The sequence below is a fragment of the Rhizobium brockwellii genome (assembly GCF_000769405.2).
GTDB classification, from domain to species: domain Bacteria; phylum Pseudomonadota; class Alphaproteobacteria; order Rhizobiales; family Rhizobiaceae; genus Rhizobium; species Rhizobium brockwellii.
In genome coordinates this window covers 91,667-106,569 of the sequence record NZ_CP053443.1, presented here as the reverse complement: position 1 = coordinate 106,569, position 14,903 = coordinate 91,667, and the positions used below count along the sequence as shown (strand labels likewise).

The following is a 14,903-nucleotide window of genomic DNA, read 5'->3' as shown; positions in this document are numbered from 1 at the left end:
CTCAGTTCCCTCTTTTGGTTTTTTTAAAATTCCACGGCGGATAGTGCGGCCTCGGCATCGGCTGACAGCTTGGCCTCGTCGAGACCGGGGAATTCGCCCTTCTGCCAGACGATGCGGCCATTGATCATGGTCATATCGGTCGCCATACCGATGCCGACGCGGGCAATCAGGCTCAGCGGATCGTGCCGCGTGCCGACATAGTCCATGCGGCGGGTGTCGATCGCAAACAGGTCGGCGGCCATGCCGGGCGCCAGCCGGCCGATATCACGCCGGCCGAGCAGGCTGGCTCCCCCTGACGTGCCGTAGCCGAGGAAATCGACCGGCGGCGGCACGGGATGGGCGCGGCCGGAGGCGACAAGGCACTGCAGCATGTAGGCGGAGTGCAGGCAGTGCATCAGGTTGGAATTGTCGTTGGAGGCAGCGCCGTCGCAGCCGAGGCCGATGCGCAGGCCGAAGGCGGCCATGGCGGGAATGTCGGTGACCTCAGCGCCGACCAGATAGACCGGTTCCGGGCAATGCGCGACGCCGGTGCCGCTGGCGGCCATCTTCCTGAGTTCGTCGTGGGTGAGTTCCCAGCAATGGGCATAGAAGGCGTCGGGCCCGGCAAAGCCAAGTTCTTCCAGATAGTGGACCGTGCGCACGCCATGGCGAGCCTGAATGACCGGGCTTTCGCCTTCGCCGACATGAGTATGCATCATGACGCCGCGATCGCGCGCCAGCGCCACCGATTCCACGAAGGTCTCTCGGTAGCAGTTCACCGGCTGGCAGGGCGCGACCACGACCTGGCGCATGCTGAAGGGGCTGGTATCGTGGTAGGTCTCGATCAGCCGGGCGCAGTCGGCAATGAACTCGTCGGTCGTTTCCAGCATCTCGTCGGGGATGGTCGAGCCTTCCGACTTCGGCAGGGTGTTGCCGCCCCGGCCGGCATGGAAGCGCATGCCGAGCAGATCGGCCGCTTCGAACTGACGGTCGATCAGCCGCTTCCCGGCGTGCCGGGGGAAATTGTACTGGTGGTCGAAGGCCGTGGTGCAGCCGTGCTTGATCATCTCGGCCATCGCCGTGATGGAGGAGTGGTAAAAGCACTCCTCGTTGAGCTGCGAAAAGATCGGGTAGATGCGGTCCAGCCACTCGATGACCGAAAGCTTCGTCCAGTCGAGGTCGGCGCGGTTGCGCACGAAGCACTGGAAGAAGTGATGATGGGTGTTGACGAGACCCGGATAGACGAACCAGCCAGAAGCATCCTGAATGGTTATGCCAACAGGCAGCGCGTCCGCCCCCAGATTTTCGCCGATCGCCAGGATCGCAGGACCGTTGGTCAGGAGATCGACATTGCGGTGAACGACCTGCCCCTTGCCCTCGTCGACGATCACGGCTGCGCAGTTCTTCAGGAGATAACCAGCCATCTCACGCCTCGCCCGGTTCGATCTGGGGTTCGGGCTTCAACTCGTGCAGCCGGTGAATACCTGGCATCTCGATAAACTTGTCGAGTGCGCGGAGTGCCCGGGACCAGAGCCGGATCGCGGGATAAGCATCCAGCGTGACGCCGCCATCGGGCGCCAGCGCCACATAGGGAAAGCAGGCGATGTCAGCAATTGTCGGCCGGTCGGCGGCGAGGAAACGCATGCCGCGAAGGCCTTGCTCGACAAGCCCGGCTTCAAGCTCACGAAGAGCGGCGATGCCGTGGGCCTGCAGCGCGCCGATATCGCCCGGCCGCAACAGCATTTCATGGAGCCGTGCACCGCCGAGGCTTGCCGTCAGCCGGCCGGAGAAGGACAGCCATTGCTGCACCCGCGCCGCTTCCTCGGCCTTACCGCTGCCGAGCCATTCGGGTGCTGCCTTGGCGGCGAGATAGACGAGGATCGCCGACGATTCGGTCAGGATCAGATTGCCATCCTCCAGGATCGGAATGGAGCCTGCCGGGTTGAGCGCAAGCAGCTCGGCGCCGCGATGCTCGGCGCCGGGATGGAAATCCACCGGGCGCAGGTCAAGCTTCACGCCGATCAGCGCCGCCATCAGGCGCACCTTGTAGCAACTGGGCGAGAGAATGTAGTCGTAGAGCTTCATTGCGCCACCAGCTGTGCGCCGTAGGTATAATTGTGACGCTTCAGCCAGCGCCGGTAAGCGATCGATGTCAGATCGGCCCGCGTCGGGATTTCCATGCCGGGGTCGAGCGGCAACAGCCGTGGGATCTGGTTTTCGAGGATCGAACGGTCCTGCAGAAAGATCGTCTGCTGGAAGTGAATGAGGTCGGTCATCGCGGTCTCGTCGTCGAAGAGCGCCATCCATGGCCAGACGTCGCAGAGGTCCTCGGCCAGCGGCTGCACGAAGAGCGTGATGACATCCCATTCGCTCGGGCGCGGCGGGCAGGTCTTGTAAAGCACGGAGCAGGTGGGTGCCGGCACGCGGTACATGTATTCCGTCGTGATCCCCCCGCTTGCAGACTTGGCGGCCTGCGGCTGGTAGAATTTCACCTGCGTTGCCCAGACCTCGTCTTCTTCCTCGCGGATCTCGACCTTGTAGTTCTGGACCTCGGTGTGCGGCTCCGCGCCGAGAATATCTGTGTGGACGAAGGGGAAATGGGCGATGTCGAGGAAGTTCTCGACGGCGCGGAGCGGCGAGCAGCGCACGCGCACCACGCCGACATCGACGAAGCGGCGACCGGGCTGGTCAGCCTCGGGAATGGGGAAAAGTTCCTTCTGCGGCTCGCCGAGGGAGGACCAGACATGACCGTAACGAACGCGCACCGGCAGAACGCGGCCATCGCCGCGCGTCACCTTCGCATTGCCATCGGCATCGCAAGCCACTTTAATCGGCTCGCCCATCAGCGCCGTCTTGCGGCCGGCGCTGTCGAGCTGGCTGAAAAGCCCGACCGGATACCATTCATCGATCATCGCCTGCATGGTCATTGCGCGATCTCCCTCTGAAGACCCTCAGCCCGGCGGCGCAGGCTCTCGACGGCGCGTGAAGCGCCGATACCCGCCGCGGGGCCGGTGTCACCCTTCAGCAGCACATGGATCAACGTCTGTCCGTCTTCCCAAGCGGATAATAGCAGACAGACGGCCCCGGTGGATGCGTCGATTTCGACAAGACCGTCAGGGCTCGCCTTGGCACCGGCCGCCGCCTCGATCGCCGCGATACCGGCGAACGCCGTCAGGGAGCGCAGGGGAACAAGGCCCTCAAGCCCCGGCGGCTTCGATGCGGGCGTGCCCACCGCCACCCAGATCACGCTGTCCGCTTCCTCGACGTCATGGGTGGCGACGCGGATGGTTTCCGGCGGCGTCAGCCCCGGATGGGCCGGAATGCGAAGACAGTTTCCGGCCTGGCCATAGCTCCAGCCGTGATAAATACAAGAAAGCGCCTCGCCACGCACGAAGCCGTGAGACAAGCGCATGCCACGGTGCGGACAGCGATCCGCCGATGCCGATATGCGCCCCGAAGCGCTGCGCCACAGGGCAATGGATCCGGCTGCCGTCCGTGCCGGCATGACGGTTCCGGCCGGCAAATCCCGGGAAAGGGCGACTGGCGTCCAAAAGCCCGTCGTATCGGAAGGCATGAGTAGAATTCCCAAACAAAACCAAATGCTTGCCGATCAAGTCCCGCATCGGCGCCGAGGCAATTCCGCCGCAACCTTATCAGGTTTGCATAATTATTTCGCATTGGCAACATTGAGTAAATAATATGCACGGTGAAATACGCGAGAGCCCGGACTAGGTCCTTTCGCCGCTGATCGCCGTTCGATCTATCCTCTCGACCCACACGTCGATGGGCCCGAGAGAGCATCCCATCTCCATCATGTCGATCAACTCCTCTGGCCCGGCAACCTCAAGTTCGATCCGCATGGAACTCGTGTGAGATATGGTGTGCGAGAGCCCAAGCTTGGCAGCATGGCGCCGGATCCAGGGAACGAAGGAGGCAACCTCCAGATCACCGACAATCGTCATCCGTTCTAGAAGGTAGCTTGTATCTTGTCCCATGCTCGCCCTTGTTTTCCTACACCATAGCGCTTGAATGAACTTCGGGAAGGGGCGCCGTCAAGGCGAGAATATGGCGTCGGAGTTTCTTTTGCAAAGCCCTGCGGCGGCATACCAATTCCCCGGCACCGTAAGGCTGTTTCGGAGCATATCAGGCTCCGTGATGGCGCAGCCTAGTCGGGCGAGCGACCGCCCGTAAGCATTGCGACAAAAGCCGTGACTTTGGGTGTGCGGAACCGAGCTGCCGGATAGACGACATAAATTCCTCCGGCCGGCAGGCTCCAGTCCGGCAACAATCTTATCAGTCGGCCAGCCTCTATATGCTCTCCAGCCAGAAAGTCCGGCAGGACGGATATGCCTGCCCCCGCAAGCGTGGCCGCGAGAACCGCAGGCGTCGAATTACTCATGAGGCTCTGTTGCATCCGCACGGTTCGCCGGTCGAAATCGCCTTGGATAAACCTCCAGACCACCGGCTCCTTGAGGGCCAGGTTGGCGATAAACGGCTGGCCCGCCGCATCCTCTGGACTGTTCAAACTGAGCGTGGCGAAGAAGCTGGGGGACGCCACAAGAAACTGCCGGAACGAACCGATCCGTCTCGCTTGGTGACTGGAGTCATCGAGCCATCCAACGCGGATCGACAGGTCGATCTGATTGGCGAGCAGATCCATCTTCGTATCGGCGAGCAGAAGCTCGACCCTGCAAGCGGGGTACTTCCGGATAAAGGCCGCAGCAATCGGAGCGATCGTGCTCGCACCATAATCATTGGGCGCAGCAATGCGCAGCATGCCGGTCGGCTCGGCATTTGCGCGGGTGATTTCATCGACAGCGTCCCCGGCTTCGCGGAAGATCATGACGCAGCTCGCGTAGAGAAGCTTGCCGGCCTCAGTCGGCTCGACGCGTCGTGTTGTCCGAAGCAGCAAGCTGGTTTTCAACTCAGCTTCCAGCCGCGCAACCTGCTGGCTGACGACCGTCTTTGTGATCGCGAGGCGCTCGGCAGCTTTCGTGAACGAGCCGGTATCGACGACGGCTGCAAAATAGGCCAGCCGATTGAGGTTGACTGCCTCCATAGCCTTCTTCCATTTGATTGTAAGTTTTTAACATACATTCTGTCACATTTAACGATATTTATCACTCAATAGAAGTGCACTATCTGTTGTCCATCGCTTCAAGGATGGTCCGATATGCATCTTACCTATCTCTACGATCCGCTTTGCGGCTGGTGTTACGGTGCGGCGCCCGCGCTCGACAAACTGGCCATGCTCGACAATCTCACCGTCGAGCTTGCGCCGAGCGGGCTCTTCGCGGGCGAAGGCGCCCGTTCGCTGGATGAACGTTTCGCAGCCTATGCCTGGCATAATGACCAGCGGATCAACCGCCTCACGGGACAGGTCTTCAGCCAGCTCTATCGCGATCAGGTTCTCGGAGGCGCAGACGGCATGTTCGACTCGGCCCCTGCGACGCTCGGGATCATTGCCGTCGGTATGATACAACTCGACAGGGAACGCGATGCTCTGACGGCACTTCAAAGCGCTCGCTACGTTGACGGCCGAAACACCTCGGAGATCGCTGTCGTGGCCGATGTTCTGGATCAGGCCGGGTTTTCCGATGCCGCCGCTCGTGTCCGGGCTCCGGACGAGGCTCTGCTCGACGCCTACAGCAACAGGATCGGGAAGTCCCGCCAACTCATGGATGCATTCCGGGTGGATGGTGTCCCCGCGCTTTTCATTGGCGAGGGCGATAAGCGCCGCGTGCTGCGCAGCGATGCCTTGTTCGGCGGCTTTGACCGGCTTGCTGCCGAGCTTCAGGCGGCGTGATCGTTCATTTTCAGCAGACCGTTCCATGAACTACCGCAAAGCCTGTCGGAGGCAGCACTCACGGCAGCAGAAAATCGAAACTGGCGATCATCGGAGACAACCATGTATTCAAGGAGAGAAATCATGAAAACCACCCTCGCAGCAGGCGCCGTTGCCGTTTTTGCGCCTGCCGGTCTCAGCAACGCGGCCGGGTCAAAGCTGGCCTGGAAGCACTTCCCCGCCGGTCAGAATGGCTTTTTCCGCGCGCCGGTGCTGCTGACCGGCCCCAGCGAAGCGTTGCTGATCGACGGCGGGTTCAGCTATCCCGACGGCCGTGCGCTGGCTGAAGCCATCAAGGCCACGGGCAAAACGCTGACCGCGATTTATGTCAGCCAGTCCGATCCGGACTATTACTTCAGCCTCAAGCCGGTCCTCGAAGCCTTTCCCGGCACAAAAGTACTGGCCGCCTCCGACACGATTGCAACGATCAAGAGCAACGTCGAGAAAAAACTTGCCGTTTGGGGGCCGCAGCTCAAGGAGAACGGCCCGCAGACCCTTGCAGACATCGTCATGCCGGAAGCCTTCGACGCTTCAAGCCTCACAGTTGATGGTGAGAGCGTCGAGATTGTCGCGGCCGAGGCAGGGTTAAGCAATCGCCGGTACCTGTTCGTGCCCTCGCTGAATGCTGTTTTCGGAGGCGTCATGATCTTCTCGGGCGTTCATGTGTGGACGGCCGACACCCAGGCTCCGGAGCAGCGTGCCGCTTGGGTGGCCACCCTCGACAAGATTAGCGCCCGCAAGTCGACGATCGTCGTTCCCGGTCACATGATGCCGGAGGCGGCAACCGATCTGTCTGCCGTCGAGCACACAAAGAGTTATCTGCTCGCTTTCGAGGAAGAACTCGCCAAGGCAGCCGACTCCACCGCGCTGAAGGCCGCCATGGAAGCCCGCTTCCCCGGTCTTGGCATGGGCGTTGCGCTCGACATAGGCTCCAAAGTTGCCAAGGGAGAAATGAAGTGGGGCTGAACGGCCGATCTTCAAACTGATCCGAAGGGCCTGGGAGGGCCCTTCGCTTCTAGGAAGGCCACGAAGGGTGGTTACGCAGTGCTTAAGCAATGGCGGCCCGCCTGCCAAGAAGCCTATGGAAAAGGAAGCCGAGCACCTGCGTGTCGCCCCCAGCATCTCGGTGCTTGTGTGAAGCAACTGGTGACTTGACGATTTTCCGTCAAGTTCGGCGTTAAAGACAAGCTAGTTCCATAATTCAGCTTATGCCACTTTGCGCAATCTTAGATTGCATAGATTTTCACACCTGAACTGCGATAGACCCGGCAAGCGACGGCTAAATAATGATAATCTCCAAAATTTGTTCAGAACTATACACGCTGGAGAGGATTTGCTTTCCTCCTCCTCCCTCAGTCGCTTACCGTGAGGCGGTACTGAAGCCGGCGTTGCAGGCCGAAAGCCGGGGCCGCCGCACGAGATGACGAGGACCTAGGCGGAGGGCTAACGAAAATAGTTGATTGCTGCTTTCATCTTTAGTACCGACCTATCACCCGGTTAAAGGATGTCACGTGGCTATAATCCCGATGCAAGATCCGCCTCGAACGGCTGAAACTTTTGTCGCCGAAAATATAGGTCTTTTGATCGAGCGGAACGAAATTCTCTGCGACGTCAGTCTTAAATTTCCGGCCGGAGAAGTTGTCGCGCTGGTCGGCCACAACGGCTCCGGCAAATCCAGTCTTCTCAAAATGTTGGCTCGCCAGCTTGTGCCGAGCACTGGATCGATCTCTTACGGGAACCAGGATCTGAGGATGTATAGCGAACGCGCCTTTGCGCGTTCGGTCGCATATCTGCCCCAGGATGTCACGACCGGATCGGAAATGACGGTCCGCGAGCTTGTCGGATGCGGTCGTTATCCGTGGCACGGAGCGCTCGGCCGCTTCACCAAAAACGATGAAGAGAAAGTCGAGGAAGCCCTTCGAGCCACGCATATCGAGACGTTCGCCGACCGTATCATGGGAACACTATCGGGCGGTGAGCGGCAACGCGCCTGGATTGCGATGCTGATCGCTCAGGATGCTCGCTGCCTGTTGCTCGACGAACCGACTGCGGCACTCGACGTTGCGCATCAGGTCGAGGTGCTCTCACTTGTGCGACGCTTGGCGCATGAGGGCGGAAGGAGTGTGGTCATCGTTCTCCATGACATCAACATGGCCGCTCGCTTCTGCGATCGCATCCATGCATTGAAACGCGGCCGCGTGGTTGCCAGCGGAACACCGAGCGCGATCCTCGCGCCGAACACGCTGCAAGAGATCTATGGGATCGACATGGATGTGATCGCCGCGCCCAACCTGCCCTATCCGCTCGCCTATGTTTGCTGAGGCTCTGCGTTCAATGGAGGTTTCGCGGCGCTCCTTTTTGCATTTCGCGGCAGCCTCGGTCATTCCAACTCCGCTGTTTGCACAGTCGATAGGCCCAAGGATCGTCAGTCTCGACTACGGCCTTGCGTCCACTCTTTTATCCCTCGGATTGCCTCCGGTCGGGATTTCAGACCTCGCCGATTGGGACAGATGGGTTGTCGAGCCGCCGATGCCAAAATCCGTCGTCGATATCGGCAGTTCGTTCGAGGTCAATTTTGAAATTCTCGTCACGCTGAAGCCCGACATTATCTTGACCACACCTTACCTGGATGAGCTGTTACCCAAGCTTCAGTCGGTGGCGAAAGTCGTTCGGCTGGAAATCTTTACGCCGGGCATTGGACCTATTCTTACCGCTGCCATCGCGGCGACGCGTAAATTGGCCGTTGAGCTTGGCCGTGAGAATGAAGCGGAGCAGTTCCTAGCGCGAGCCGACGTCTTCTTTGCGCAATGCCGCAGTCGCCTGGAGGGCAAGAACCTGCCGCCGGTCGCCCTGGTGAATTTCATGGATGCCCGCCATGCCCGCATCTACTCGAGTCCCGGACTGTTCCACAATGTGCTCGAGCGCATCGGTGTCCGGAACGCCTGGACCAGAGAGTCGAATTATTGGGGCTTTGAAACGATCGGGATTGAAGATCTCTCCAAGGTCACCGATCCGGACGCGCGTCTGATCGCCTTTGACCCGATTCCTCCGGACGTTCTTCCAAAACTCGCTCAGAGCCCGCTGTGGAACAGGCTTTCGTTTGCGCGTCCAGGCCATCTGTCGATTCTGCCGCCAGCCCTGATGTTCGGGATGGTGAACGAGGCCATGCGCTTCGCGGGCCTTTTGACAGATCTTCTGGAAAAGGAAGCTTGATGGTATCCCACCGCGACAATATCGGGCCAGCAATTGTCTTCCTCCTCCTGATGTGCGGTGGAGGCGTGGCATCGTGGTTTCTGGCCGCTCCTGCCCTGTCAGAAATGGCTCGACCGGATTACGATGTCACGCGAATGGTGTTCACCTATTCGACGCTTCCCCGTCTTGCGACGGCGCTGATTGCCGGAGGCGCACTTGCCCTGTCCGGAGCGCTGCTTCAGCAAGTATTGCGAAATCCACTCGCCGATCCCACCACCCTTGGCGTGTCGGCCGGAGCAAACCTGGCGCTGGTGGTAACATCGCTGTTTCTCCCCGACCTGCTTGGCGCCGGCCGCGATCTTGTCGCTCTGATCGGCAGTGCGACCGCTGCTGCGATTGTCGTCAGCCTGGGCGCGCGCCGCGGTTTTTCGCCCTATTCGCTTGTTTTGTCGGGGCTGGTTCTCAGTCTTTGGTGCGGCGGCCTCGCTGCCATCCTGACCTATTTGAACCAGCGCTACCTCTCGAGCCTGTTCATCTGGGGCGCCGGCTCGCTGGCACAGCAAAGCTGGGTCATTCCCTTGTCGCTTCTTTGGAAGTTGGCTGTCATCGCCATCGGCTGCACTTTCGTGATGAGACCGCTTTCGCTGCTCGATCTTGGCGAGAGCAGTTCCACGGCACTCGGCGTCAGATTGCTCCGCCTGCGTTTCGTTGTCGTCGCCCTTGCCGTAGCACTTGCTGCATTTGTCACCAGCGCCGTTGGGGTCATCGGTTTCATTGGACTGGTCGCGCCGACGATTGCGCGATTGTCCGGAGCACGGCGTCCCGCGCAGCTCATCCTCTGGTCTCCGCTGATCGGCGCCGGACTGCTGTTCTTCGCCGACTCCATCCTGCAACTCGTCGCCGGCGGACTTGGTGATTTCTTGCCGACGGGGGCGGTGACAGCCATCTTCGGTTCGCCGCTGCTTCTCGCGCTCCTGCCGCGGCTGAAGATCTGTCATAGACTGCAATCGCCAGCGTTCAGACGGCCACGTCGATGGGATGGAACCGCACCGGTCATCATCGCTGCCGTCGGCCTGTTCGTCCTGTTGATGGTCAGCGCTTTTCTCGGACGTGACGTCAATGGCGACTGGGCTTTTACATCAGGCGAATTTTCGGTTGATGTCCTTGCTATCAGAATACCTAAAATCCTCGCCGCCCTGACATCGGGCGCCATGCTTGCGGTCGCGGGCTCGATCCTTCAGCGGCTGACCGGAAACGAAATGGCCAGTCCCGAAGTTCTGGGAATCAGTGCCGGCGCGACGTTTGGTGTTGCAATTGCACTTTTTGCCGTCGCTCCAGGGTTTTCCGGGCAATTTGCATTTGCCGTGGCCGGTGCGATCAGCGTTCTTTTTGTCATCTTCGTCAGCTCCCGGCGATCGGCGTTCGCGCCTGAACGAGTCCTGCTTGCGGGCATTGCCTTAAGCGCGATGGTCGATGCCGTCGTCGGCGTGTTGAGCTCGACGGGAGACCCGAGAGCAGTTCTGCTGATGCGGTGGATGAGCGGGTCCACCTATCTGATCGATGGATCGACCGCCGCAATGGAAGTGGCGCTCGGCGCCGTGCTGATTGCCGTCTCTCTCGCCACTCGCCGCTGGCTTGACATCCTTCCTCTTGGGCCGTCGCCTTCGGCGGCGGTAGGTATACCCTTGGCAAAATCGCGATTTGCGCTCTTTGGCCTCGCAGGATTGTTGACGGCTGCCGCGACGCTCACAGTTGGCCCGTTGTCGTTCATCGGCCTCATGGGACCTCACCTTGCGCGGGAGGCGGGATTGGCGCGCGCGCTGCCGCAAATGGTCGGCGCCGCTCTGATCGGAGGGGGGCTTATGGTTGCCGCTGATTTCGTCGGCCGCACGATCGTATCGCCCTACCAGATCCCGGCCGGTCTTGTTTCCGCACTCGTCGGAGCGCCGTTCTTGATGCTGATGATGCGGAAGCGCAGTGCCAGCTGAAGGTTGCCCAGAGGGAGGAGACGGCCATGAGGCAGGCACCGCAGGGCCGTGGCTGTCATCACGGCAAGAAAGTCCGCCATCAATAGGAGCGTTTTGCTCCGTCAGCGAAGATCCGCATACAAACGGTCATCCGCGACCCCGACAACGGCAGGGATACCGGCGCGATAGTTCGGCTTCTCCGCGGATAACTGCTTCATTCGACGCTCAGAATGCGGACGCCGCCTTGATCGAACAAAGGCGGCGTCCGCCACCTTCACCAGGAATACTTCAGCGTGCCGACGACCTTGCGCCGATCGCCGTAGAACTCGGTTCCGTAATAGCTGGTGGCGAGATACTTATGGTCAAAGAGATTCGTCGCATTGACGGCCAGCGTCACGTCCTCGGTTACCTTGTAGCTGACTGCGGCATCAACCAGCGTATAGCTGGAAAGCGACACCGTATTTGCATCGTCACCGTAGGTTTGACCGATATAGCGGACACCTCCCCCGATCGTCAGGTCACCGCGCCATCCTTCTCCTGGAATCGTGTAATCGAGCCAGGCCGATGCCAGATGTCGCGGCACGCGGGAAGGCCGGTTACCGACATTGCCGCCTGTCCCGTCTTCGCGGATTTCAGCATCCCAATAGGAATAAGCAAGCGTCAGATTGAGCCTGTCGTTGATTGCGGCTTTTCCTTCGAATTCGATGCCGCGCACTCCCACCTTGCCGATCTGCTCCTGCACCAGAGGGCTGACATAGCTCGGCACATTGGTTTGGGTAAGATCAAACAGCGCCAAGGTGAAGAGGCCATCAAACCCATCCGGCTGATATTTGAGGCCAACCTCGTATTGTTCACCCTGCTGTGGTTTCAACGAGCCCGTGACAGCGTAGCCGTTTGCGGTCTGCGCCACGAGCGGCTGGAAGCTTTCCGAATAGTTCGCATAGGCTGCGAGGTTCGGCGTAAATTTATACGTCAATCCGGCCCGCTTGGTGAAAGCTGACGCCGTGTCGTCGTCGCTTGTCCCGCTATCGAGGTAATCCGCAGTCGTGTGAACCTGGTCCCATCGTCCGCCCAGGGTAACGATCCATCGATCGTCGAACGTCAATTGCTCCTGAGCATAGATCCCCAGCGCCTGCTGCTTGACGCGCCAGTTCACGTAAGGGCCAAGGTTAATGCAGGAAAGACCGCAATAGACCGGATTATCAATATCGATCGGTCCGGCCGTTCCGAACAGGATGTTTTCGCGCGTATTGTCACTGGTGTAATCGACGCCGACCAGCGTCTTGCTGTCGATCCCGTCCCATCCGGTATCGTACTGCAGTTGGTTGTCGAAGGCATAGCGGTTGGACATGCCGTCAACCGAGAACGCCGTTCGATCGGCGGTCGGATCCACCGATGCGCCATAAACTTCAGCATAGTCGAGCTCGAGATGCGTATAGCGGGCATTCGAGCGGAAAGTCAGGTTGTCGTTGATCTCGTGCTCGAACTGATATCCGATGTCGACCTGCTCCGTATTGAAGCGATTGAAGTCCGGTTCGCCGAGGAAAGTGTCGATATCGATATTTGCGCCGGTCGGAATGCCCCGCGCGCCCGTTCCATCGCGTTTATAATAATCGGTCAGAATGGTGAGCGAGGTGCCCTCTTCCGGCTTGATCGTCAGTGCCGGTGCAATGTAGGTGCGGTCGTCGTTCGAATAATCCAAGCCTTGGTCACCGTCCTTGGCAAGTCCGGTAAGCCGGTAGGTCCATACGCCATCGGCATCGATCGGGCCGCCGAAATCCGCACCCACTTCCTTGGTGCCATCCCCATAAGACGTGTAAACTTCACCATGCTTCTCATCCAAGGGACGCTTGGTGATCGCGTTGACGAGTCCTCCCGGGCCGTTGAGGCCAAAGAGGGTCGACGTCGATCCTTTCAGGACCTCGACGCGCTGAAGACCATAGGGTTCGAGGCGGCTGGCGGTGAACCAGGCGGGAATACGCGCCGCCAGTCCATCCCGGTAGGTGCCGAGCAACGTCTGATCAAAGCCGCGAATTCTTATATAGTCGTAGCGATCGTCGTTACCGAACTCATCTGAAAAGACGCCGGCGGTATAAGCGACCGCCTGCTGAAGATTGTCCACGTGACGCTCTTCCAACTCTTTTTGCGTCACCACCGAGACGGACGCCGGTACATCGACGACCGGAGTATCTGTTTTGGTGCCTGTGGCAGTATCCTTGGCAACGATGGTGCGATCAGGGCCAACCACACGATCCGACTTGCCGGTTATGACGATCGGGGCCAATTGCGTCGCCTCTTCCGCCGCATTGTCTTGTGCCCAGCCAATGCCTACCGATCCGAACGACACTGTCATCAAAGCGCTGCTCGCAATCAATCGGCTTGTGAACACGCGCAGCTTTCCCTGTAGTCCTACTGTCATATTATCCCCTATCAGAGCATATCGAGCAGTGTGACGGCCGCCCCTCCGGCCACTGCAGCGAGTCCGTTTACTAAAACAGGAGAATTGGAGTCAACTTAATAATCACCCTTTCGTGACCATATTTGCTCCTGGTCGGGACCATGAGGTTTAGGGGCGCCACGGAGAGACGATGTAATCCTGAAACGCCCCTGTGGGGTCGGCCTTGACGAGTGCACGCACGAGGATGTTTCGTCTCAAGGACGATCGTCTAACCGCCGGATCTACGCACCGATGAGGCCCCTGCAGAGAGCGTCACATGTCGGTCAAACTCTGGACGGCGAATGCGATGCCAACCGCACGATTCACCGCCGCCGCAAGAACGGACATGTGGGTCTCACCGGCATAAAGCTCGAATTCGGTACGCAATCCGTCGGCAGTGCCGTTTAATCGCTCCGCCATCTCCCGCGCCAGGAGGACGGTCCGCTCCGTCTTCCTCTTCTCCAGGCGTGCAGTGGCATCCTCGTTCCGGTACTGGAAGGGTGCCAGTTCATCGCCTTCGTATTCTCCGGCGGACAAATGCAGGAAGGGTGCATTCCCCGGCGCGTCTTGCCGTTGCGCTTCATTCTTGAGGATTTCACTGTTCTCCCAATAGATGGTTGGGCTGGCCGCAATCCAATTGGCAAACAGACCTGGGCGCTCGAACAGTGCATAGAGAGTAAAGAGGCCGCCGAAGGAATGTCCGAAAAGCGATCGGCGCATCGGATCCAGGATCACCATCTCTGCAATCCGCGGTATAAGCTCGTTCTCGATGAAATCCAGCAGCTTGCCGGTCCCTCCGATGACAACCGGCGGACCGCCCTCAACGAACGGCGGATAGGATTTGACCGGCGGAGGTCCCAGGTCCCAAGACCGGCGGAGCGGATCATAGGGCTCGTCGGAAGGGTAGCCGATCGCCGCGATCACCCCCCAACCGACATTCGTTCCCGTGGGATAAGGTGCCTGCGTGACCAAGCTGGCGACAGAGAAGGGGAAAGTGGCGTTACCGTCGGTCATGACGAGAAGCGGCCATCCTTTCGTCGGCGGTTTCTCCGCCGGAATGGAAAGGAATATGCGATAGGGCTCGCCGCCCGCAGCAGGAGCCAGATCGAAAAAACACGTTCCGGGCATCGAATAGACGCTGATAGGATTGGTCATGAGAAAGTTTTCTGATGGTTGGGAGGATAGGATAAGCGAAATTGACATCGGTGCTGTTCACCAGTGAACGTTTACAGAGGATCTAACCTCGCCCGGACATGATTTGAAGACCCGCATTTCGATGCCACAGATGAATTCACAGGGCCTCAATTCAATCATCCCCGAACACCGCTCAGCCGACGTCTGTTTAGCAATTTTCCCAAATTTGCAACCCCGAGCAGCAGCGTGAAGCACACGTCAGGGGTTTGGTAGAAGATAGCCGTTGGGATTGCAGAGCTACCGCTCCGCTCAAACGCGACACCTTCCAGGATAGTCAGTATCCGGACCG

13 protein-coding genes are annotated in these 14,903 nt (G+C 59.6%); 5 read left to right on the top strand and 8 right to left on the bottom strand.

Annotated elements, in window-relative coordinates:
* Positions 1 to 23: 23 nt before the first annotated feature.
* From RLCC275e_RS32055 to RLCC275e_RS32030, 6 genes are all read right to left on the bottom strand, one after another.
* Positions 24 to 1,403, bottom strand: a complete 1,380-nt coding sequence (locus tag RLCC275e_RS32055) for an amidohydrolase (RefSeq protein WP_033184199.1) — start codon at positions 1,401 to 1,403, stop codon at positions 24 to 26.
* 1 nt (position 1,404) lies between these two features.
* Positions 1,405 to 2,064: a glutathione S-transferase family protein gene (locus tag RLCC275e_RS32050; protein WP_033184200.1), complete on the bottom strand. Its 660-nt coding sequence runs from the start codon at positions 2,062 to 2,064 to the stop codon at positions 1,405 to 1,407.
* The gene (locus tag RLCC275e_RS32045; protein WP_033184201.1) at positions 2,061 to 2,906 is read right to left on the bottom strand and encodes an aromatic ring-hydroxylating oxygenase subunit alpha; all 846 of its coding nucleotides are present in this window, start codon (positions 2,904 to 2,906) and stop codon (positions 2,061 to 2,063) included. The genes RLCC275e_RS32050 and RLCC275e_RS32045 overlap by 4 nt, the downstream gene beginning before the upstream one ends.
* Entirely contained in the window at positions 2,903 to 3,553 is a 651-nt protein-coding gene (locus tag RLCC275e_RS32040; protein ID WP_033184202.1) for a Rieske 2Fe-2S domain-containing protein, read from the bottom strand. The genes RLCC275e_RS32045 and RLCC275e_RS32040 overlap by 4 nt, the downstream gene beginning before the upstream one ends.
* 154 nt (positions 3,554 to 3,707) lie before the next feature.
* Positions 3,708 to 3,974, bottom strand: coding sequence for an acylphosphatase (locus RLCC275e_RS32035; RefSeq protein WP_033184203.1), 267 nt, complete (start codon positions 3,972 to 3,974; stop codon positions 3,708 to 3,710).
* Between the two features lie 170 nt (positions 3,975 to 4,144).
* Positions 4,145 to 5,038, bottom strand: coding sequence for a LysR family transcriptional regulator (locus RLCC275e_RS32030; RefSeq protein WP_033184204.1), 894 nt, complete (start codon positions 5,036 to 5,038; stop codon positions 4,145 to 4,147).
* A 114-nt stretch (positions 5,039 to 5,152) separates the two neighbouring features.
* Here RLCC275e_RS32030 and RLCC275e_RS32025 point away from each other — a divergent pair, with 114 nt between their 5' ends.
* The 5 genes from RLCC275e_RS32025 to fhuB all read left to right on the top strand — a co-directional run bounded on the left by RLCC275e_RS32025 (position 5,153) and on the right by fhuB (position 11,004).
* Positions 5,153 to 5,785: a DsbA family protein gene (locus RLCC275e_RS32025; RefSeq protein WP_033184205.1), complete on the top strand. Its 633-nt coding sequence runs from the start codon at positions 5,153 to 5,155 to the stop codon at positions 5,783 to 5,785.
* 102 nt (positions 5,786 to 5,887) lie between these two features.
* Positions 5,888 to 6,790 (top strand): MBL fold metallo-hydrolase, encoded by a 903-nt coding sequence (locus tag RLCC275e_RS32020; RefSeq protein WP_033184206.1) that lies wholly within the window; start codon positions 5,888 to 5,890, stop codon positions 6,788 to 6,790.
* A 560-nt stretch (positions 6,791 to 7,350) separates the two neighbouring features.
* Positions 7,351 to 8,145, top strand: coding sequence for an ABC transporter ATP-binding protein (locus tag RLCC275e_RS32015; RefSeq protein ID WP_033184207.1), 795 nt, complete (start codon positions 7,351 to 7,353; stop codon positions 8,143 to 8,145).
* Positions 8,146 to 8,158: 13 nt separating this feature from the next.
* Positions 8,159 to 9,037 carry an iron-siderophore ABC transporter substrate-binding protein gene (locus RLCC275e_RS32010; protein WP_033184208.1) on the top strand — a complete coding sequence of 293 codons (879 nt, stop codon included), beginning with the start codon at positions 8,159 to 8,161 and terminating at the stop codon, positions 9,035 to 9,037.
* Positions 9,037 to 11,004: a Fe(3+)-hydroxamate ABC transporter permease FhuB gene (gene fhuB / locus RLCC275e_RS32005; protein ID WP_033184209.1), complete on the top strand. Its 1,968-nt coding sequence runs from the start codon at positions 9,037 to 9,039 to the stop codon at positions 11,002 to 11,004. The genes RLCC275e_RS32010 and fhuB overlap by 1 nt, the downstream gene beginning before the upstream one ends.
* A 253-nt stretch (positions 11,005 to 11,257) precedes the next feature.
* Here fhuB and RLCC275e_RS32000 read toward each other — a convergent pair whose 3' ends face one another.
* A complete protein-coding gene (locus RLCC275e_RS32000) occupies positions 11,258 to 13,402 on the bottom strand; it encodes a TonB-dependent siderophore receptor (protein ID WP_033184210.1) in 2,145 nt (714 codons plus the stop codon).
* Positions 13,403 to 13,693: 291 nt separating this feature from the next.
* Positions 13,694 to 14,575: an alpha/beta hydrolase gene (locus tag RLCC275e_RS31995; protein ID WP_033184211.1), complete on the bottom strand. Its 882-nt coding sequence runs from the start codon at positions 14,573 to 14,575 to the stop codon at positions 13,694 to 13,696.
* Positions 14,576 to 14,903: the final 328 nt, after the last annotated feature.